The following is a 21,361-nucleotide window of genomic DNA, read 5'->3' as shown; positions in this document are numbered from 1 at the left end:
GAGGTGTAACTTGTTTGATGTTCGTGTGATAGGAGCTGGTCTTGCAGGTTGTGAGGCGGCTTTACAACTTGCTTCGTTTGGTTTGAAAGTAAAACTTTTTGAAATGAAGCCCTATAAAAAAACTCCTGCTCAAAAACTTGATGGTGTAGCAGAACTTGTATGCTCTAACTCTTTTCGTTCAACCAAAACTTCTAATGCTGTGGCTTTATTAAAAGATGAAATGCTTTTATTAAATGGTTTTCTCATGCGTTTTGCGTTGGAAGCCCAAGTGCCTGCTGGAGATGCATTGGCTGTCGATAGAGAAATTTTTTCTCGCCTGGTGGAAGAAGCCATTGAAAAAACTCCTAATATTCAGCTATGTCGTGAGGAGGTGTCTAGTTTGCCTATGGATTCTATTCCCACCATCATGGCAACTGGTCCTTTGACGAGCGATGATCTGGCTAAAGACCTGATCGAAGTGATTGGGCAAAAACGTTTGGAATTTTATGATGCCATAGCTCCAATAATCGATGCTGAAAGTATCGATATGAACAAAGCTTTTAAGCAATCTAGATGGCACGAAGAGGGTGAAGGCGATTATATTAACTGCCCTATGGATAAGGTCGTATATGAACAATTTATTGAGCGTCTTCAAAATTCTTCTCGAGCACAAATGCATGAATTCGAGAATGCGCATTATTTTGAAGGGTGTCTTCCAATTGAAGTTATGGCTGAAAGGGGAGTGGAAACTTTGCGTTTTGGTCCATTTAAACCAGTGGGTCTCTATGACCCTCATCTAAAAGAACGCCCCTATGCCGTGTTGCAGCTGCGCAAAGAAGATAAATATGGCACAAGTTATAACTTAGTAGGTTGTCAGACTCGCATGACTATTCCCGAGCAAAAGGCGATATTTTCTTTGATTCCAGCATTACATAATCTAAAGTTTATGCGCTTCGGTGCGATTCATCGCAATACTTATGTAAATGGCCCTGAAGTTTTAGATGCAAATTTACGGATTAAGAATGCTCAAGGGCAAGCGACAAATATATTTTTGGCTGGTCAGATAACTGGAGTTGAGGGCTATGTTGAATCAATGGCTATGGGCTTAGTAGTGGCATACATAGTGAGGGGGCTCATCAAAAATCAGTCATGTTTGTTTCCTGTAGAGTCAGCCTTGGGTGGCCTCTATGGACATGTTCTGGGAAATCACCGAGCACGAGCCAAAGATCTCTATGTTCCATCCAATATTACTTGGGCGATGGTGCCACCTGTTGATTGCAGGAAATCTTTAGGCCGTGCATATAGGCGCGAGCAAATGTATGAAAGAGGAATAAAGGCCATTAAAGAATTTAAAAGCAAGCTTATGAGCTGTGAAGAAATGAGTTTAGCTCTTTGATTGCCCTATTTTTTTTAAAGTAAAATCGATAAAAGCACGAATTTTTGGCTCTACATAGCGTCGAGGTTGATAGCAAAGATAAAGTGAGAGCTCATCTCCTCTATATTTTTTTAGGACTTCTATAAGTTTTTTTTCTCGAATCGCTTGCTGGACAACATATTCGTGTAATTTCACGATCCCCATGCCTTGAATTGCACACTCAAGCATTGCTTCTGTATCATTAACGCTAACTACAGGTTTTAGCTGTATGATTTGATTTCTTAAATAAATTTCGTCGATAGGCAAACGCATGCTATGTGCGATGTAATGATGAACTGTAAGATCTTTTGGGCGCTCAGGAATGCCAAATTTTTTTAAATAATCAGGTGAAGCACATAAGAGATAGCGTGTTTTTCCTATTACTCTTTGTATGGCGTCATGTGGACCAGGAATAGACATTCCTATTAGAATATCGATATTTTCTTTTTCAAGATCAGGAGTACGTTCGGCAAGTTCTAGGTGAATTTGTACCTGAGGGTAGTGAGTCATGAACTCAGCTAAATAGGGCACAATAAAATGATTGGCAAAATGGCGTCCTGAAGTAATTCTCAGATGGCCAGAGGGCTCACGTTTGGCTTGGGAAATTAGGGCATCTGCATCTGCTATCTCATGCAAAATCCGCTTGCACTGCTGCAAGTAAATTTTCCCAAGTTCAGACAGCTCAACGCGACGAGTTGAGCGATAAAAGAGCGGAGTTTTTAATTCGTCTTCAAGTTGGCTTATTTGTTTGCTCACTGCCGCAGTTGAAATTTTTAATGTTCGGGCTGCTTGGGCAAAATTTAGATTATCGGCCACCTTTACAAAGGTATTTATCTGTTCAAATTTGCTCATAATAGAACCTATTGTTAACTTTTAGTTAATATGTATTATTAAATTATAATATTGTAAATTTATTTATCATAATCATACTTCGCATCATGAAAAAGATTATTGAACCATCCATATTATTATTGATTGCTCTTGTTGGTTTTCCTCAAATCAGTGAGACCATTTATACCCCTTCTCTGCCAGATCTTGCTCACTATTTTGGTATTGGCAATGCTTTAGTCAACCTGACGCTCAGTATTTACTTCGTTGGTTTTGCTTTAGGCGTGTTGCTGTGGGGGCGTTTGGCTGACAAATTTGGACGCAGACCAGCAATGCTTTGGGGGATAGCTATTTACATCATAGGATGCATTTTTTGCTACTTTTCGAGCACTATCAGTGTATTAGTGTTTGCTCGCTTTATTCAGGCGCTGGGGGCTAGTGCAGGTTCTGTTGTTACTCAGACCATTATGCGCGATATTTACTCTGGACAAAGACGAAGTCAGGTGTTTTCTATTATTAGTGGTGCCATTGCTTTTAGTCCTGCCCTGGGTCCATTTATTGGTGGCTATATTGCTGAAATATGGGGGTTTCAAACCAATTTTTTGGCACTTCTTATTATGGGTATTTGGCTTTTTTGCTCTACCTTTAATTCTTTGCCTGAAACCAAGCAAGGGAACGCTGTTTTTGTAAATATGTTCGAGTTGAGCAAAAAAATGGTTGCAGATAAATCCATTTGGGCATTCTCTTTTTTAATAGCTGCATGTAACGGAATAATTTTTAGCTATTATGGTGAGGCACCTTTTTTATTTACTGAAATTTTAGGATTTAGTTCGAGCCAATACGGAATGTTTGGTCTGACTGTAGCATTGCCAATTTTATTTGCTTCTATTTTATCTCACCGATTGAATAAGCACCTCGATAGCGAATCGGTGATAAAAATAGGAGCGCTTACTTTACTTGGAGGAGTATTCTTGTTGGTAGCTGTAGGAAACTTGATCAGTGCAGAACATGGTTTGCTTGGAGTAATTTCGCTTGTTGTGCCCATGATGATTGTGTTTACTGGTGTAGGAATAATGATTCCAAACTGCATAAGCTTGGCTCTGCAGGCTTATCAAACAGTATTAGGAAGCGCTGGGGCTTTCTTTGGTTTGATGTATTATCTTATGATCGGCGCTATGACTGAGTTGATGGGAGTCTTTCATAACGGCAGTATTTGGCCAATGGCTTTGTATTTCTTAGTATTAGCATTTATGATGCATGGCGTGTGCACTATGAGGAAGCCTAGCGTCCTATGTCGAGGCGCTCAGCAAAAAAATATTTGATGAACACTGAACTTTCCCATTTTCTTGAACATTTGCGCTATGAACGCCGTCTTTCCGAAAATACGGTGGCGGCATATCAAGCTGACCTTTCGCATTTTTTTGACTGGGCACGCACCAAGATAGCCATTGAGGATGTGCTGTCCCAGATTAACCACTATCACCTACGTGAATATTTATCCTTTTGTTATCATAGATACAAAAACGTAAGTATTGCCCGTCGTTTGAGTGCGTTAAGAACATTTCTAAAATTCCAAGTGCGTGTAGGGCGTATTAAAAGTTCTCCGGCGGATCTGATTGAAAACCCTAAAGTTTTCAAACCCTTGCCCAAACCAGTGAGTGTCGATGAAGCATTTTCATTATGCGATCTTGAACATGGCGATGAAGCCATTTTTGTGCGCAATCAGGTGATCTGTGAGTTGCTTTATGCAAGCGGCATTAGAGTTTCTGAGCTGGTGGCAATCGATATGGATCACATAGATTTTGAAAATCGTCTTGTAAGAATTATGGGGAAGGGTAAAAAAGAACGGATTGTTCCTATCCATCAAATTTGTATTGAAAGGCTAAAACTGTGGATTATGCGCTATCGTGTAGAAATGCTCAAAGATATGGATGAAAAAGCTCTGTTCGTAGGAAAACGCGGCGAGCGTCTGCACGTTCGAGTTGTTCGAACAGTGTTAGGGCGTCTAGGGCGTGAGCTGAATATTAATAAAAATCTTTCCCCTCATCGCTTGCGTCACTCATACGCAACACACTTGCTTGAGAGCGGAGCAGACTTACGAGCGATTCAAGAACTTCTAGGTCATGCTACAATCGCGACTACAGAACGCTATACCGATGTAGATCTGTCCTCTCTTATGCGCCAATACGATAATGCCCACCCTCATGCGAAGAAAAAAAATAAAAGCTAAGTCTCATATTTGGCTGAACGGGATGGTTTGGCAAAAAAATTAACCTAAAACTTTGCGCAATATTTTGGTGAATCTGACAGAAAAGCAAACGTGCATCATCAGAAGAGAGGAATGTAGACTCCTATATGCCTATGAGGTTTAGAATGTATGGAAGTTCCATGTTCTGCAGGCATATAGAGAGGCTCTCAAACGGAAACAAAGCTTGTTTTTAGGCGAAGACAAAGGAAAAAAATATTTTTATAGGAGTATTTGAGTGTATTCATTAATAAAGTATTTTTTGCTGATTAGCATGATTTTAATTTCTAAAATTTCCTCTGCTGCTTATAACGTCCCTAAAAAAATAAATTTCTATGTGAAAGTTTTTGACAAAAGTGATCCTGAAACAATTTTTCTTGATGAAGCGGGAAATTTTTCTCACAAAGATTTTGTAAAATGCTACACATCATTTTTAAATTCTTTTAAAAAAAAATCTCAGCGTATTTTTAAAATCGATTGGGTAGGTATTATACCCCTTGTACGCGCGGTTGTTGCGCACTCACGATACAACGATAGAGTGAGTGAGCTATTTATTAGATTGCCAAGAGATAATTTTTTCCGGGCTTTAATAAAAAACTATTTTGAACGCTATATCGAAACAAAGATAGTGTTTGAAAAAAATATAGCTTCACCTTTTGACCATTCATTAGATGTTATTCTTGCGTATATGAAACTGGAAAATGATTCCATAATGGCAGGAAGCATTATCCTGTTTATTTGTTCATTGCATAGGCAACCAGATAGCGATAATCGTGAAGTAGAACATCTGGAACATGTGATTCAGTATCACTTAGAAGAATCTAAGCTGCGTCTTAAAATTACGCTTAACAAGCAGTCCAAGTTAAGTCACAACATCTTTGCAGCGCTGGTGAAACTTGCTAACGACACCGACGGGCTTTTTTATCATACGGGCGCGCGGTTTAATATTGCTGGACAATTGATCATGGAAACGAAGCTCGAGCATGATGAGTTCGTCCAGGAGGTTCAGGAATTATTAGACCCTGTTGCGAGCGAAACTCTAATTGTTTTTGATGAATAATCCCTTTATAGCTATAGTGCTAATTTTTAATTTATATGCAGCATAAAAGATAAACCCGTTTTTTTATGGATTTTATCTGTTCTGATGTTGTATTTTTTCCAGAAAAAATTGCTTAGTGCGGTAAGAATCCATTGAGGGAGTCAGGCAGACTTCTCCAGGAGGTTGTTTCTGCAGTAACTTATCACTCTGCTATTCCGATAATGTGTCAGTGGATTGAATGATGGCCGACTAATCATTATCTCTCCACTAAATATTTTTTCATAAAATTGGAGCTTATTCATGATGGTTAAGTTGCTGGTTAATATGTTAGTTTTATTTTCTTTTGCGCTACAAGCAGACCTTTGCCCTTCTAAATTAAAATTTTATAATAAAGATAAAAAGATGTTACTAAAGGGCAATGTTTTACAAGTGAATGGATATTTATTAACATGCTCAAAACATGAAAGAGATAACTTAGCATCTCTAAAATTCTTGTTTCACTTAAAACTTGAATTAATAGCAGAAGAAAATAATGAGGAGTATTCTGTCTGCCGATACGGAATGGCTAAAGGTTTGTTTAGTACAAGCTCGGGTCAGGGAGAAGTAAAGCTAATTTCTCACCAAATAAAAAAACTTGATAACTTCTATGAAATTGCGCACAAAAACAAATTCGTGTTTCAGATAACAACAATGGCACATTTGGAAAAAATAATTGCTCAAGAAATCCCTGAAAATGAACTTCTCACAACTGCAATCTGTTTTGATTTTGATGCAACCCTAGCAAATCTAATAAATCCTCAAATGAACTCATCAGAGTACATTTATGAAGCGGTTGAGCCAATGAATCAGTCGATAGTAAGAGCGCTTAAACAAAAAGTTGGCTTTGTTGGTATTTGTTCGAGCGATTCTATTAATGCTAACGATCAAAATAAAATTAATTTTTTAACGAAAGCAGGAATTGGTCAAAATGATTATGCTGCTGGGTTCCAAGATAAATTTGAAGGCCTTCAAGCTCTATTAAATGCTCATGAAGATTTGCCTTTGATAAATAATTTTATCTTAGTCGATGATTCGGAAGGAAGAATTTATACCTTTACACGACACGAAACACGCAATCATGGCAAGATAATAGGTGTTCTCTATAAAGGTGATGCTCTTAATTAATATAAATGAAACTAAGCGACTTGTGCATCCAAGCTTATACTTTTTATTGGTGAGAGATAGAAAGTCTTAGATATTATTTTTGCTGTCGGTATTAAAAATAATGTGGGCCGAATGAACAAGAATAAAAAATATAAAATATTTTATATGAATATTCGCAGGTTAAAAATGCTAGATAAGGCTCTAAATCAAAAAGTAAAATGCTGATTTAGAGCCAGATTGTTTAAATAAAGCCTATTGTTTAACAGCTACAAAAAGACCTTGTTTGTCAAATCCAAAAAAAGTATTAGCACTAGGTGAAAGTACTCCCATAAAATTAGTGTCGTGAGAAACAAACCCAGTCCAAGGGTTATTGTAGTCCAGAGGAATTGTGTGTTCACCTATTATTGCTTTCTTTTGATTTACTGTCACGAGCTCAAGCTCGCTGCTACCAGATGATATCACATCATATTTGGCTGATATTGGCTGAATCTCTTGCTGTTTCATGCCTATGGCAATGCCATGATTAGTTACCAAGTCAATTACTAACACTCCATTTTGATTAAGCATTGCATGTGCATTAAAGGCTACATTGTCATCAATATCATCCTTTGCAGTACCTTTAATAAGTAAATATCCTAGACCCTTATCTTCCCACGTACCTTGAGCGTTAGAATTATCAACATTACTTCCATTAACGCCTATCCAAAGAGACCATGTGTTATTTGGGTTGATGGTAAAAGTACCATGCTCAAGCATATTACCAGCATACTGGCTTACGTAGTTGTAATTACCGGCAATAGAAGTAGCACTATAATTGGTTGAGATTTTTGGTACCGTTACGCCGTATTTCCCAAATTCATTCCCATTTTCATGGTAGGTAACGCTGTCTGGCGTGTAGACTAAAGTAAATCCAGGCATATCAGGGCTTTCATAGACGTGGCGCTCAAATCCTTCTGCTTTTCGTAATTTTCCTTCAATATTTATGTTGTCAAGCTTTCCTACAAGGCCCTTGAAGCGGAATTTATCACCTTCAATATCAATACTGATCAGATCCCCAATGGCCGCAGCGCCTATAAAAGATGATTTTGGGAGAGAAACTTTACTGCTATCACAGCCGGTTATGCATAGAATAAAGAAAAGGGGGGCACACATAAAAGGAAAATATTTCATAAAAACCTCAATTGCTAGAACCAAAGAATGGAATGGCTAATGACCGACATAGATTCTTAGCGGACTTTTATAAGAATACAATGAGTCTTATAAACGCTATTTATGAGCAAAATAAATTTGAACCAAGGAAATATTTTTAGAACTATGAATGCTGGATATACTCAAGTATCTTTTGCGGTTCAGAGGTGATTTTTCCTGTCTAGAGTAATAAACGTCATAATATTACTCATTAATCAGAATTGAAAAGCTATTTATTGATTAAGTGTTGAATAATAGTTTTTTAAAAAAATATTGAGATAGATTTATTGCCTGCTTAAATTGTTTACGATTTTATAATAATTTTTTATGGTTTCTTAAAAATTTTTTTTGATAAGGAATGTTAACTATGTGGTTGGTATTTTTGTTTAATCTGTTTATTTCTATCAACGTAATTTCAGGAGATTCTGAAATGAAATTTAATGCAGCCACTGGTTGGGATTGGCGCGAAGAGGATTGTTTTTCTGATGACGATGGTTTTCTTGATGATGAGGAGCAAAATAGTGAAGATGAGATTTCTCCTGAAGAACATGCTCAATCAAGAAAAATACAAACACTGCTAGTTTTAAAAAGCCCTTTTATGCTCGAAAATTGCCAACTAGGCTCGCCCTCATATTTTTATCCAGGCACTGATTATAATGTCCACATGAACTTTTTCTTACCTGAGCAAAATTCTAAATTTGGTACAGCCAAAATCATTATAGTTCCAAAAAATAAACACCGTTTCAGTGCAGTGCTTTCTAATGCCAATTTAGATGAGTTTGGCTATGAATTTAAGGATGAATTTAGGCTTGATATAGTTTCTGGTCGTAAGTTCAGAATTATTTTTTTGAATCCGATACATAATCATAAAGATACTATTAATATTTTTAATGATGGGTTAAGTGGTATGCTTAGTTTGGATGAGAAAAATGTTGAGTTTTTGCAGGTTAATAGTCGAGAAATAATATATAAATTATTTATTTCAAAATACAGGCTCACTCATAATACGAGGAAAAACTGATACAAAGTGAGCTCCTTTATTTCTTAGCGAGCACCTCTATGTCTGGTTGTGTGCAGAGTAAAGCTTTGCAAAGCCTACAACCCAAGGGTTCCTTGATGTTTTCCTTGAGAATAGTCTAGCCCTAAGTGCTCATAGGCTTTCTTGGTGGCCTGTCTGCCTCGTGGTGTGCGAATAATATAGGCCTGCTGCAGCAGATAAGGTTCATAGACATCTTCTATAGTTGAGCTTGATTCACTCAAAGAGGCGGAGATAGTGTCAATTCCTAAAGGAGCCCCACTATTGAGGGTGCATAGAAGTTCTAATATTCGATTGTCGATGGTATCAAGTCCATGTTCATCAACGCCCAAGCTCTTAAGAGCTTTTTGTGTGAGCTCTTTATCAATGTAGCCATTGCTTAGGACTTGCGCAAAATCGCGCATGCGCTTTAAAAGACGATTAGCTATTCTTGGGGTGCCTCGACTACGTCGAGCAATTTCTGCCGAAGCTTCATCGTCAATGCTGACTTTGAGAATCTTAGCTGAGCGTTTAACGATCTGAGCGAGTTCCTGAACATCGTAATAATCCAGCCTAGCAGAAAAACCAAAACGATCTCTTAAAGGTGAGGTGAGCAGACCGGTTTTAGTGGTAGCGCCAACCAGGGTAAAAGGTTCCAGCTTAAGTGGCATGATTCGTGCATGAGCTCCTTCACCAAGAACGATGTCAAAACGGAATTCCTCCATGGCGGGGTAAATATTTTCTTCGATAATAGGATTGAGCCTATGAATTTCATCGATAAAGAGTACGTCACCCTTTTTTAAAGCTGTCAAAATTCCTGCTAGATCACCTTTTTTTTCCAAGGCAGGGCCAGAAGTGACAAATAAATTACGACCCATTTCTTTGGCGATAATAGTTGCGAGAGTTGTTTTTCCTAAACCTGGTGGGCCAAATAAGAGACAGTGATCCATAGCCTCATCGCGAGCTTTGGCTGCTTTGGCCATGACCATCAAGTTTTCTAAGTGTTTTTTTTGCCCAACATAGTCACTAAAAAACTGTGGCCTTAATGATTCTTCAAATTTTTGTTCATATAGATTATTGCTATCGCTTGATAGTTCTCGTGTCGCTTTAGAAAAGGATTTTTCTTCAATAATAGTCATGAGTTTTAAGGCCCTGTTAACAGATTGAGCGATTTTCTAACCAGATCTTCAAGTGGAGTACGAATAAATTCTCCAGCATCAATGCTTGCTACAACTTTTTCACATTGATCTTTACTGTAGCCTAGGCTTTTTAGGGCCTGGAGCAAGTTGCTTTGAGCCGTTGTGTTAGCTGTAATAGCAATGGGCATGAGATTAAGCTTTTGTATCTTTTCATTTAGTTCTAAAGCCAAACGCTCGGCAGTTTTTTTGCCTATACCAGAAATACTCGAAAGAATTGCAGTGTTTTTTTGCACCAATGCTTGGCTTAGTTCACCAGCAGAGAGAGTCGAAAGTATGGTGAGGGCAAGTTTAGGACCGACACCAGAGACCCCGATCAAGAGTTGAAAAACTTGTTTTTGTTCTTTTGAACTAAAACCAAAAAGCTCTATAGCATCTTCTTTGACATTGGTATGAACAAAAAAATGAGCATTTTCTCCTGGGCTTAGTTTATCTAGGTCGGGTTTGGTAAGATTAAGCTGATAGCCCACGCCGTTTACCAGGATTACAGCACAGATGTTCTCAATATGTAGGACTTGCCCTTCAATATATGCGATCATTCATCACCTTTTAGTTTTGGTTTTGGGCAAAAAAAAAGCAACAAAAGCAAATAGGCCAATGTTGCAAAAATATATATTAAAAATCTGGAGCGGGAAATGGGATTCGAACCCACGACTTTAACCTTGGCAAGGTTACACTCTACCACTGAGTTATTCCCGCACGCCGTCAACCTGACGATGAAAGTGATATGTAAGTTTTTTTTATTTCGGTCAACCCCCTCAAGAAAAAAAACTAAAATTTTAATAGGCGGTTCAGATTGGTCTTGATCCAGTGATCGGCGAGACAAAGATGAGGATAATTTTTTTCGAACTCGTTAAACTCACGATAGTGCACTAAAACTTTTCCTGTGGATGAACGACGCGCGGGAAATCTTTGATGAACCATCTCATGAAATAAAATTCTCTCAACACAGATGAGCGGGACACATGCTTGATCAAGACAGGGGTTGATCGTAATCAGTTTTTTGCCCGGATGATAGGAGCCTAGGCGGATGCTCTTTTTACGAGCACCATTATGCGTACGTTTAATTCCCCAACGAAGATGAGCGCTAATTTTTTCGTTGAAATACCGCTGATTTAGATCAGCAAAGATAGGGCTAAGATCAAAATAAATTCCAGATGTAGGCAGTGATGTTGTCATAGTCTTATAGCCATTTGCATTTGATATTCAAAACAGTATGAGTTTGGTTAATTAATCATGAATTTTGATTTGAGGAAAGTTATGCAAGGGACACAACCAGCTCAGGCTGCTGTTGATTCGATATCTGGTCTAGATCGCTTGGTAGAATATTTGGGTTTTCATGATGCGGCAAGCATGATCTTATCACTGGTTTTTGTAGTCATAGCACTAGCTTTTGTTGTGAGCGGAATTGTCTTTTTATTTCGTAAACACAAAGAACGTAAAAATGAGCTGCATAAAATTGTCACTGAAGTGCAGGCTTCTAAAAAAGAAGAAATTATTTCAGCGCCTAAAAAGTTGGTTGAATCAGAAGCTCTCCATGCTAAAAAAACAGTTGTTACAAAGGCACCTGATGAAAAGCCACGCGAACCAATTGTGGTGGTGGAAAAAGAAAAGTCGCCAAAGCATGAAAGTACTCAAACGAAGGCATCTCTGGTCACAGAAGAAGTCAAAATCAAGGCCCGGCCAGAGCTAATTACTGTTAAAGAAAGCGAACCAGAAATCAAGGCAGAGGTAGAAGCAGAGCAAAAAGAGATCAAAGAGCAGATCGCTGAAAAATTGAAAATTGAGCCCACAAAAGAAGTAAAAGAATTTGTGAGCGAAGCTCCCAAAAAAGCGCTGAACGCCGCCTTAAAAAATACCCGCGGCGGCTTTATGTCCAAGCTTGCCCGCTTGTTTTCATCAGCTCATGAAATCAGCGACGATGACTTTGAGGCGATGGAGACTATTTTATTTACGGCTGATATTGGAGTTAAAACTGCACAAAAACTTTTAGATAATGTGCGAGAGCGTGTAGAACAAGAAAAAAATTCTGCTCCTTCGTTTCTTCGCTCTGCCCTCAAAGAAGAAATGCGTACAATTTTTGCTACTGCGCCAGCAACGGAAGCTTCAGTTAAGGAAACTCCCAAAGTTATAATGTTTGTTGGAGTGAATGGAGCAGGTAAGACGACCTCTATAGGCAAACTTGGAGCTCAGCTAAAAAATCAGGGAAAGTCGGTTTATTTTGGTGCGGGAGATACTTATAGAGCAGCTGCAGTAAAGCAACTCAATGTGTGGGGAGAGAGAACAGGGGTTCAGGTGGTGAGCGGAAAAGAAAATTCAGATTCGGCTTCGGTGCTGTTCGACACCATTAGCCAAGCTAAAAAAGCTCATGCAGATGTTGTGTTGTGCGATACTGCAGGACGCCTTCACACCAAAAGCGAATTAATGGATGAGCTTAAAAAAGTTCATCGAGTTGTCAATAAAGCTCATGAAGGGGCGCCTCACGAAGTCTTTTTGGTGGTGGATGCCACCATGGGGCAAAATGCCATTATGCAGGCGCGGGAGTTTGCTCAGGCAACACCTTTAACGGGTATCATTCTATCTAAGCTTGATGGTACAGCGAAGGGAGGGGTTGCTTTAGGTATTGTCGATGAGCTTAAGATCCCAATTCGTTATGTAGGGATTGGAGAACAGGTGGATGACCTAAGAGAGTTTAATGCTGATCAGTTTGTTGAGGCTTTGTTTGAAGAAAATAATGTGAGTGAGTAAAAGATGAAAGAAATAAGTTTAAGTTTTGTTGATCCCCATCTGGATAATGAAAAGAAGCAAATATTGTTGCCCAAGCGTCAGAGTAACTTGGCCTCTGGGTGTGATCTCGTTGCGAGTAACCCGGAGCCTATTACTATTGAGGCTGGAGCTCGAGCACTTATTCCCACAGGAGTAGCCATTGCTTTGCCCGCTGGAGTTGAAGCTCAGGTGCGCTCACGATCGGGACTTGCGCTCAAACATGGTTTGATGGTGCTCAATTCACCGGGAACCATCGATGCCGACTATCGTGGCGAAATTAAGGTAATACTTGCCAATCTATCAAATGAGCCTTTTAAGGTGGAGTTTGGTCTTCGTATCGCTCAGTTGGTTATAGCTTCTGTGCTGCTTCCTTCTTTTAAGGTGGTTGAGGTACTGGGCGCATCTCCCAGAGGTGATGCAGGCTTTGGCTCTACCGGTATGAATGCTTAGAGATTATTTACAAAACAGTCTTAGTTATTTTTTAAAAAGACTTTTGTTGAACAAATAGCCATAATTGAGAGGATTTTTTGTCATGATCGATCGTTATCAATCTAAGTCGATGAAAGAGTGGTGGAGCGATGCTCGGAAATTTCGTACATGGTATCAAGTGGAATGTGCCTATCTTAAAGCATACTTAGAATTTTACGATCGTTATGATGAAAAACTTATAAATGATTTATATGGCTACGAAGACTCTATTGACTGGCAAGAATTTTCTATTCGGGTAAAAGAATATGATGCCATTGTAAAACACGATGTTATTGCCTTTTTGCATGTTTTAGAAGAAAAAATCGGAAAGCAAGCGCGGCTTATTCATGTGGGACTTACTTCATCTGATATTGTCGATACTTCTTTTGCGTTGCTTTTGAATGGAGCAGCTGTCGAGATAGATAAAAAGCTTGATCAAATTATTAATTCCCTATGGCAACAGGCTCGGAATTATAAAGGTGTCCTGATGCTGGGGCGCACCCATGGGCAAGCAGCTGAACCTACCACCTTTGGTTTGAAACTTTTGAGCCATGCATGTGAGATGTGGCGAGGGCGGCAACGTTTCAAGCAAGCTACCCAAGAAATAAGTGTAGGAAAATTTTCGGGAGCAGTGGGGGTTTACGCCCACACGCATCCACATATCGAAGACCGAGCGCTGCAAAATCTAGGACTCAAAGCAGAGACTGTTGCAACCCAGGTGGTAGCTCGTGATCGGCATGCGGCGTACTTTGGTGCTCTTGCATGTCTGGCAGGCTCAATAGAAAGACTTGCTGTTGAGATAAGACTGTTGATGCATGGACAGGTAAAAGAGGCATTTGAGCCATTTTCTCTGAAACAAAAGGGGTCATCTGCCATGCCTCACAAGAAAAATCCGGTTCTGAGTGAAAATCTTAGCGGTTTAATGAGAATGATGCGCTCTTATGCTTTGGCTGCCTTTGAAAATCAGGCATTGTGGCACGAAAGAGATATTTCTCATAGTTCGGTCGAGCGCATTATTGCTCCAGATGCCACAAGTTTGATGGAATTTGCTCTTGAACGACTTAACGATATTATTGCTCACTTGGTAGTGGACAAAGAAAAATTGTCCCACAATCTAGAGCAAGCGGGAGATAAACTCTACTCTCAAGGTCTTATGCTTGCCTTGGTGAATAAAGGAATGATGCGACAGCAGGCCTATGAGCTTGTGCAAAAAGCAGCACTCGGAGCTCATGGATCAATGAAAGAAAATTTGCGAGATACAGGTGTCGAAAACTTTTTAACCAAAGATGAATTTGAACAAATTTTCTCGCCAGCGTTTACCCTAAGGCATGAAGATTCTATGTTTGAGCGCGTCGAAAATTTATGTTTGCGGCCAGCACTCAATGCGCGCTAGTGTTGCAGAAAAAATTTAAGCAATCCTTCAAGGGTAATTTGCTGGATCTAGTTAAGGAACAGTTGTATCTTCTTTTTGAATGTGGCCCCTTGGTTATTAAGAACTAGATACATAGATAATTTGGATCCAACATACCTTTATTTCAAAGTTGACAGTCGCCTAAACAGGGGCTTCTTTGAGGATTTAATTGTTTGGCAATACTACCAAGTGGTCAGCACCATTCAAATCTTTGAGATATATGCTTTTCCTGATACTTGAAGGATCTTTTTCTCCATTTAAGTTGACCAAAATCAATCGACCACGACCTTTCTTTAAATCATCTCTAAAATCATAAATTAGCCCAAGTACCACAAGGGATTTATTGGCAATTTTATTTTTATATTTGTTAAGAGCAAATGCCACTTGATTATCGACATTTTCAATAACAGCGCTATTGGGATTTATACCATGCGTAAGATGCAGATTATCTAATTCTTTACGCACAGATTGGGCTTCCTTGCTGTAATCTCCCAAGGCAGCATGAACGGCACCGCAATTTGTATGTCCAACGATCATTAATATCGGAGTATGGAGATTGTTAACTCCGTATTCTATAGAACCCTCAGTTGGTTTCATTTGGTTGCCAATATTGCGAATCCAAAAGAGATCGTTCACAGGATCCTTATGAAAGGCATCTGCCTGTACCCTCGAGTCAGAACAGGAAAGAACGGTTGCTCGCGGAGTTTGATGTTCGGAAAATGACTTGAAATGCTTGTGGGAAATATTTTCTACATGATCTTTGTTGTCTCTAAATATGCTGGTTAAAAATGAACGAATAATATTATCAGAGTCAGACACCGGGGATATATTTAAGGAAAAGGAAGTACCGGCAGCATTCATAACGATAAAAATAGATAAAATATATATTTTCATAAAACAACCATTATTGAGGTATATATGTTGAGTTTAATAACTCCAAACCTGACAAACATTGAGTTTTCAGCGAAGATGGATAAAAAGAAGAATCCAAGGAAAAAGCTGATGAATTTTAAGGAGTTAAAAGTGGCAGTGAGACAAATTTGTTGAAATAACTTTCCAGGTACCTTAACTAGATTTTAGCTAAGGCCATGACTGTTTATTTACCGCTAGTCGAGCTTAGCCCAGAGTATCTTTCAACAAATCTTTAATTTTTTCTATGGCTTGAGTGATAGCTGAGGCTTTGCTGCCTCCGGCTTGTGCAAAGTCAGGCCTGCCACCGCCTTTGCCGTCAATGATGGGGGCTATTTGGGCAACAATTTTTCCAGCGTGCAATTTAGAGCTTAGATCCTTAGTAACTGCGATGAGAAGCGAGCATTTATTATCATCTTGCTGAGTGGCGAGTGCTACAACGCCACTGCCCAATGCATCACGAATAAAATCAGCATAGGCACGCAGTTCATTGTTGTCAGTGGTAATAGTTACGATTTCTCCGACAAAACGAGTGGTGCCAATAGTTTTAGCGGCAGCAGCTATTTCCTTTGCCTTTGTCTTTAAAGAACTTGCCGCTTGGGATTTCAGATCAGCTTCGGATTTTTTAATTTGAATCAAAAGTTGATCGATCTTTAGTGGAAGATCAGAGGCTTTAATGCCAAGTTTGTGAGAAAGATCTGTAAGAATAGCACTTTGATTTTGGGCAAATGTGAGAGCCGCTTCACCAGATACAGCTTCTATTCTGCGGATTCCTTGAGCTAGTGGGCTTTCACTTATAATACGAAAAGACCCAATGTCGCCTGTGCGGGAGCAGTGGGTACCGCCGCAAAGTTCGATAGAATGGGAACCCATATCAAGTACGCGTACTTTGCTTTCGTATTTTTCTCCGAAGAGCGCTAAGGCTCCATAGGCTTTAGCTTCTTCCATAGTCATTTCTTGAATTTTTGCCTCTTCGTTGAGTAAAATCCAGTGATTTACTAAATTTTCGACCGTATGGAGTTGGATTCGAGTCATGGCCTCGAAATGGGCAAAATCAAAACGCAGACGATCAGGAGCAACTAAAGATCCTTTCTGCACTACATGGTCTCCAAGAATTTTTCTTAAAGCTGCATGGAGTAAATGAGTGGCTGAATGGTTACGCATTATGGCTTGTCGACGTTCCCAATCAACATGTCCCTCTAATACTGTTGAGGTCTCAATGTTTCCTTGAAGCACTTCAACCAAATGGATGTGAAGTCCTGCAATTTTCTTTGTGTCATAGACGCGAGCTTTAATATCTTTAGTGCTTAACAGTCCTGTATCACCAATTTGCCCACCAGACTCGCCATAAAAAGGACTTTTATCCAATATAATAATTCCTTTTTCAGAAGCCTTGATGTCTTTTACTTCGTGGTTATCAGAAAGTAGGGCAAGCACTTTAAGTTGCGACATAGAAGACTGATTATGAAAAGCAGTTTTACCCAAACGCTCGCTTAGTTTAATAAATACGTCATCAATACCTTTGAGCCCCAGGCCTTGCCCAGATTTTTCCTCATGCTCTTTTTGTGCTTGGTGAAAACTTTCCCATTCAATGTTTAGCTGCCGTTCTTTGGCTAAGTCTTGTGTTAAATCGGGCGGAAAGCCATAGGTTTCGTGGAGGCGAAACACAATGATGCCGCTCAATGAATCGCCAGCTTTTAAATTTTTTGTCTGCTGAGCAAACAAGGCTAGACCTCTATCGAGTGTGCGCCGAAATGATTCTTCTTCTTGTAAAACAGCTTTTTCAATGACTGCGCGCGCATCAGTAAGTTCAGGATAGATTTCCTTCATGAGCTCAACAACTTCTAGGCATACAAGATGAAAAAAAACACTATCAAGTCCAAGTTGAGCTCCGTGCCGAATGGCTCGCCGCATAATGCGTCGTAAAACATAGCCGCGCCCTTCATTGCTGGGAAACAATCCATCGGCAATCAAAAAAGCTGTAGCACGAGCATGATCTGCGATAACACGCATGGCCATATCATCATGTGAATCAGAAGCCCCATAGACTTTATTGCTTAAAGAAGCGGCCTTAAGAACGAGTGGCAGCAAAAGATCAGTGTCGTAATTGCTAGCAAGTTGGTTGACAACGCAGCTTAGCCGCTCAAGACCCATGCCAGTATCAACGCAGGGAGCAGGCAGGGGGCTTAATGTGCCATCTGCTTTTTGTTCATATTGCATGAACACCAAATTCCAAATTTCGACATTGCGATCATCAATATCGTCGTTACCAAATCCTACCTTTATATCACCACGGTCATAATGAATTTCGGTACAAGGTCCACATGGACCGGTATCTCCCATTTGCCAGAAGTTATCAGCTCGGCCGAGACGTTTGATGCGCTCTTTGGGTACGCCAATTTTTTCATGCCAAATTTTTTCTGCCTCAATATCTGCAGGGATATGCTCATCACCGGCAAAAACACTCACGCTCAATCGCTGTTTATCGAGTTTTATGACTTCTGTAAGAAATTTCCATGCCAAGGTTATAGCTTCTTCTTTGAAATAATCGCCGAATGAAAAATTTCCCAGCATCTCAAAAAAAGTGTGATGGCGCGCTGTTTGGCCAACATTCTCTAGATCATTATGCTTTCCACCAGCCCGAACGCATTTTTGGCTGGTAGCAGCCCTGGTGTATGGGCGTGTTTCTTTTTGAGTAAAAACATTTTTGAACTGAACCATTCCTGCGTTAACGAAAAGAAGGGTTGGATCGTCTTTAGGAATTAGGGGCGCGCTTTTTTCAATGCTATGCCCATGTTGTTGAAAAAACTCAAGAAATGAAGAGCGCAGAGATTGGCTGCTGATGGTCATGATTACCTACCTTAAAAACGTAAAGTGCCGGTATAGAGTTTCATACAAGTATATGCAAGATGTCTTTTAAACACAGCTCGCCCTAAGAGCGTTGACTTTGCTAAGTTTATTGCTAAAACACCTGGGTTAGAATTATTTAACTGTAGATAAAAAAAGAAAGAGGGTCCTAATGAAACCAGAAATTCATCCAAACTATGAATCAGTAAGTATTATCTGTGCCTGTGGAGCTAAATACGAGACACGTAGCACTAAGAATTACAATATTGACATTTGCTCGGCATGCCATCCTTTTTATACAGGTAAAGCTAAGCTCGTGGATACAGAAGGTCGTATTGATCGTTTCCGTAAAAAGTATCAAGCCGCTAAAAAATAATTAAATTTTCGGTCAGGCTGGAGTAAATATGTCCAACACCTTGGAACGACTTTTTTCGCCTGGTTTGTTCGATATAATCTTTCCTTTTTTTGCTTTTATTTTCGTTGTCCTCTTACCGTCTTTTTTTGGAATTTATGTTATTTTCCGAGTAATTAAAGGCAAGTATGAGAACGAAAGTTCAGACACCCCTTCATCTAAAGGGGTAGGCTAGTCCTATGCATGACAAATTAACCAAAATAAAAGAACGCTATGACGCAATTCTCGCGAAGCTGGGCGAATCTGTAAATGATCAAGCGACTATGCTTAAACTTAATAAGGAGCGTAGTCAGCTCGAGCCTGTAGTTGGTGCTTACGAATCCTTGTTGAGGAGTGAACAAGAACTGCAAGATAATCAGGAACTGCTCAAGGATAATGATCCAGAGATTCGGGCTATGGCCAAAGAAGAAGTTGATCGCCTCAAGCAAGAAATTAATGAAACGAATGATTCTATTAAAATTTTGCTTTTGCCAAAGGACCCGTTGGACGAAAAGAACGTAATTTTGGAAATTCGTGCTGGTACGGGCGGAGATGAAGCAAGTTTGTTTGCAGGCGAGCTTTTTAATATGTATGCACGCTATGCTGAAATAAAACGCTGGAAAGTAGAGATAATGAACGTTTCAGAAGGCTCAAAAGGTGGTTACAAAGAAATCACTGTTACTATCAGCGGAAGCGATGTTTACTCCAATCTGAAATATGAAGCTGGTGTGCATCGTGTGCAAAGAGTTCCTCGGACTGAGACGCAGGGGCGAGTTCATACTTCGGCCTGCACAGTAGCTGTTCTTCCCGAAGCAGAAGAAGTTGATGTAAAAATTGAAGAAAAAGATATTCGTGTCGATGTATTTCGTGCGGGTGGTCCTGGTGGGCAGAGTGTAAATACGACAGATTCTGCTGTAAGGATTACGCATATCCCTTCTGGTCTTGTTGTTCAGTGCCAGGATGAAAAAAGTCAACATAAAAATAAGGCGAAGGCTTTGAAGGTTTTACGGGCAAGGCTTTATGATCGCATGCAAGATGAAATAAACAAGGAAAGAGCGGCAGAACGGAAAGGAATGGTTGGCAGCGGTGATCGTTCGGAAAAAATTCGAACCTACAATTTTCCTCAGGATCGATGCACTGATCATAGAGTAGGGTTGTCCGTGCGTAACCTGGCGGAGCTTTTTGCAGGTGAGCTTGATGATCTTATTACAAAGCTGCGCACACATTTCCAGGCAGAAGCTCTAAAGGCCCAGAGTTAGTTTCTTTCCCATATTTTTAATAATCTAAAAACGAAAAAAGCGCTCATGTGAGCGCTTTTTTTGGTGCGGCGAGGGAGACTCGAACTCCCACAGCTTTTGGCCACTACCACCTCAAGGTAGCGTGTCTACCGTTCCACCACCGCCGCTTTCGGAGCAGATTAATCATTATTATCTCTTTTACAAGTCCCCTTGTAAAAAAACTATCTGGAAAGGCAAAAATAAGTTAAGCCTTTTTCTTGAAGCTCAGGAAAAAAATGAGTTGCAAGAATGAAAAAAATGAAATTCCAAAAAAATATTGTCCAGTCTTTTAAATTCTCTTTGAAATGTTTTTGACAAAAATAGAGTTATGGAGGAGGAATCAATAATAAAAGCTTGATTTTTTTTCCTGAGCCGGTAAGAAATCCTCTGTTATTTTATTAGGGAGTGTCGTTTAGATTGTCATCTTGCCAAATTTGGGTATTGATAAACGGCGATGAGCTAGGCTATTTTGACATTGATATTTGCTGAATAGGAACGAACGCACCATGGTAGTTATTCATAAGAAAAAAATTGAGACTGAAGAAGAAAAAGAAGCACGCAAACGACAGGAAGAAGAACGTGCAATGGGTCTCCAAGATGAGTATCAGGCAAAAGGATTTGAGCTTGTAAGCTGGGTCCAAGAACATAAGGGAATTGTAACTGGGCTTATCGCAGCGCTTTTTTTGGCGGGAGGGGCGTTTGGTGCATTTCTGTATTATCAGAAACGCTCAAACGAACAGGCTTCTAGTGCATATATTTCTGCTCTTCGACCAATTGAAAACCTTCCCAAGACAGGTGAGGAAAATACGGCCAAGTGGACCGATGCAAAGAACCAGCTCGTCGGAATCGCTAAGACTCACGGTGGAAGTGGAGTAGGTAACTTGGCAGGCCTTTACGCGGCTCATATAGCACTGGAAAATAATGAAGCAAAGCTAGCTGTTGAGTTGTATCAGGATGCATCGAAAAGATTAAAAGTCGGTGATGAACTTTATCCTTTTGCTATGCTCGGACTTGGTTATGCATATCAAAAAAATGGACAGCCAGCAGAAGCTCTTAGCTCTTTCCAGGCTTTGATTGAACAAAAAATTGCCTTGGGCAGAGAGTCAGCGTTATGGGAGGCTGCAAGATTGGCCGAGAAGGAAAAAGCTCTTAAGTATGTGGAACTTTTATTGGAGGAATTTCCAGGTTCATCCTATGAAAGTGCAGCTAAGCGATTAAGAGATTCTCTGTAATAGATCCTAGGGA

19 protein-coding genes and 2 tRNA genes are annotated in these 21,361 nt (G+C 39.7%); 12 read left to right on the top strand and 9 right to left on the bottom strand.

Features of this window, described 5'->3' with window-relative positions; genetic code table 11:
- Positions 1–10: 10 nt before the first annotated feature.
- A complete protein-coding gene (trmFO, locus tag H6731_01085; GenBank protein ID USN51035.1) occupies positions 11–1,375 on the top strand; it encodes a methylenetetrahydrofolate--tRNA-(uracil(54)-C(5))-methyltransferase (FADH(2)-oxidizing) TrmFO in 1,365 nt (454 codons plus the stop codon).
- On the opposite strand, the gene H6731_01080 is transcribed toward trmFO, so the two are convergent.
- On the bottom strand, positions 1,364–2,245 hold the full coding sequence (locus tag H6731_01080) for a LysR family transcriptional regulator (protein ID USN51034.1): 882 nt from the start codon (positions 2,243–2,245) through the stop codon (positions 1,364–1,366). The two genes, trmFO and H6731_01080, sit on opposite strands and share 12 nt — an antisense overlap.
- Before the next feature lie 83 nt (positions 2,246–2,328).
- On the opposite strand from H6731_01080, the gene H6731_01075 reads away from it, so the two are divergent.
- From H6731_01075 to H6731_01060, 4 genes are all read left to right on the top strand, one after another.
- Positions 2,329–3,543, top strand: a complete 1,215-nt coding sequence (locus tag H6731_01075; GenBank protein USN51907.1) for a multidrug effflux MFS transporter — start codon at positions 2,329–2,331, stop codon at positions 3,541–3,543.
- Complete coding sequence (locus H6731_01070) at positions 3,513–4,451, top strand: tyrosine recombinase XerC (protein USN51033.1); 939 nt, start codon at positions 3,513–3,515, stop codon at positions 4,449–4,451. The genes H6731_01075 and H6731_01070 overlap by 31 nt, the downstream gene beginning before the upstream one ends.
- Positions 4,452–4,704: 253 nt before the next feature.
- Positions 4,705–5,526, top strand: a complete 822-nt coding sequence (locus H6731_01065; GenBank protein ID USN51032.1) for a hypothetical protein — start codon at positions 4,705–4,707, stop codon at positions 5,524–5,526.
- A 279-nt stretch (positions 5,527–5,805) separates the two neighbouring features.
- Positions 5,806–6,669: a hypothetical protein gene (locus H6731_01060; GenBank protein USN51031.1), complete on the top strand. Its 864-nt coding sequence runs from the start codon at positions 5,806–5,808 to the stop codon at positions 6,667–6,669.
- Positions 6,670–6,900: 231 nt separating this feature from the next.
- Here H6731_01060 and H6731_01055 read toward each other — a convergent pair whose 3' ends face one another.
- On the bottom strand, positions 6,901–7,818 hold the full coding sequence (locus tag H6731_01055) for a hypothetical protein (GenBank protein ID USN51030.1): 918 nt from the start codon (positions 7,816–7,818) through the stop codon (positions 6,901–6,903).
- A 448-nt stretch (positions 7,819–8,266) separates the two neighbouring features.
- Between H6731_01055 and H6731_01050 the strand changes: the two genes are divergently transcribed.
- On the top strand, positions 8,267–8,857 hold the full coding sequence (locus H6731_01050; GenBank protein ID USN51029.1) for a hypothetical protein: 591 nt from the start codon (positions 8,267–8,269) through the stop codon (positions 8,855–8,857).
- 74 nt (positions 8,858–8,931) lie between these two features.
- Here the strand turns inward: H6731_01050 and ruvB are convergent, their stop codons facing one another.
- The 4 genes from ruvB to H6731_01030 form a co-directional block, all read right to left on the bottom strand.
- Positions 8,932–9,990, bottom strand: coding sequence for a Holliday junction branch migration DNA helicase RuvB (gene ruvB, locus H6731_01045; GenBank protein ID USN51028.1), 1,059 nt, complete (start codon positions 9,988–9,990; stop codon positions 8,932–8,934).
- 5 nt (positions 9,991–9,995) lie between these two features.
- The gene (gene ruvA, locus H6731_01040) at positions 9,996–10,586 is read right to left on the bottom strand and encodes a Holliday junction branch migration protein RuvA (protein ID USN51027.1); all 591 of its coding nucleotides are present in this window, start codon (positions 10,584–10,586) and stop codon (positions 9,996–9,998) included.
- 85 nt (positions 10,587–10,671) lie between these two features.
- A tRNA-Gly gene (locus H6731_01035) sits at positions 10,672–10,746 on the bottom strand.
- Between the two features lie 72 nt (positions 10,747–10,818).
- Positions 10,819–11,226: a hypothetical protein gene (locus H6731_01030; GenBank protein ID USN51026.1), complete on the bottom strand. Its 408-nt coding sequence runs from the start codon at positions 11,224–11,226 to the stop codon at positions 10,819–10,821.
- A 57-nt stretch (positions 11,227–11,283) separates the two neighbouring features.
- Between H6731_01030 and ftsY the strand changes: the two genes are divergently transcribed.
- The 3 genes from ftsY to purB all read left to right on the top strand — a co-directional run bounded on the left by ftsY (position 11,284) and on the right by purB (position 14,674).
- Positions 11,284–12,795 carry a signal recognition particle-docking protein FtsY gene (gene ftsY / locus H6731_01025; GenBank protein USN51025.1) on the top strand — a complete coding sequence of 504 codons (1,512 nt, stop codon included), beginning with the start codon at positions 11,284–11,286 and terminating at the stop codon, positions 12,793–12,795.
- Positions 12,796–12,798: 3 nt separating this feature from the next.
- Complete coding sequence (dut, locus tag H6731_01020) at positions 12,799–13,263, top strand: dUTP diphosphatase (GenBank protein ID USN51024.1); 465 nt, start codon at positions 12,799–12,801, stop codon at positions 13,261–13,263.
- 82 nt (positions 13,264–13,345) lie between these two features.
- Positions 13,346–14,674 carry an adenylosuccinate lyase gene (gene purB / locus H6731_01015; protein USN51023.1) on the top strand — a complete coding sequence of 443 codons (1,329 nt, stop codon included), beginning with the start codon at positions 13,346–13,348 and terminating at the stop codon, positions 14,672–14,674.
- Positions 14,675–14,857: 183 nt separating this feature from the next.
- Here the strand turns inward: purB and H6731_01010 are convergent, their stop codons facing one another.
- The gene (locus tag H6731_01010) at positions 14,858–15,586 is read right to left on the bottom strand and encodes a carbonic anhydrase (protein USN51022.1); all 729 of its coding nucleotides are present in this window, start codon (positions 15,584–15,586) and stop codon (positions 14,858–14,860) included.
- 222 nt (positions 15,587–15,808) lie between these two features.
- On the bottom strand, positions 15,809–18,451 hold the full coding sequence (alaS, locus tag H6731_01005; GenBank protein USN51021.1) for an alanine--tRNA ligase: 2,643 nt from the start codon (positions 18,449–18,451) through the stop codon (positions 15,809–15,811).
- 169 nt (positions 18,452–18,620) lie between these two features.
- Here alaS and rpmE point away from each other — a divergent pair, with 169 nt between their 5' ends.
- Entirely contained in the window at positions 18,621–18,824 is a 204-nt protein-coding gene (rpmE, locus tag H6731_01000) for a 50S ribosomal protein L31 (GenBank protein USN51020.1), read from the top strand.
- A gap of 215 nt (positions 18,825–19,039) precedes the next feature.
- Positions 19,040–20,098: a peptide chain release factor 1 gene (prfA, locus tag H6731_00995; GenBank protein ID USN51019.1), complete on the top strand. Its 1,059-nt coding sequence runs from the start codon at positions 19,040–19,042 to the stop codon at positions 20,096–20,098.
- Positions 20,099–20,159: 61 nt separating this feature from the next.
- Here prfA and H6731_00990 read toward each other — a convergent pair.
- Positions 20,160–20,244 (bottom strand) — tRNA-Leu (locus H6731_00990).
- 378 nt (positions 20,245–20,622) lie between these two features.
- Here H6731_00990 and H6731_00985 point away from each other — a divergent pair.
- Positions 20,623–21,348, top strand: a complete 726-nt coding sequence (locus H6731_00985; protein ID USN51018.1) for a tetratricopeptide repeat protein — start codon at positions 20,623–20,625, stop codon at positions 21,346–21,348.
- Positions 21,349–21,361: the final 13 nt, after the last annotated feature.

The organism is Myxococcales bacterium (assembly GCA_023898405.1).
In the GTDB taxonomy this organism is placed as follows: Bacteria; Myxococcota; UBA727; order UBA727; family JABDBI01.
This window is presented reverse-complemented; position numbering and strand designations above follow the sequence as displayed.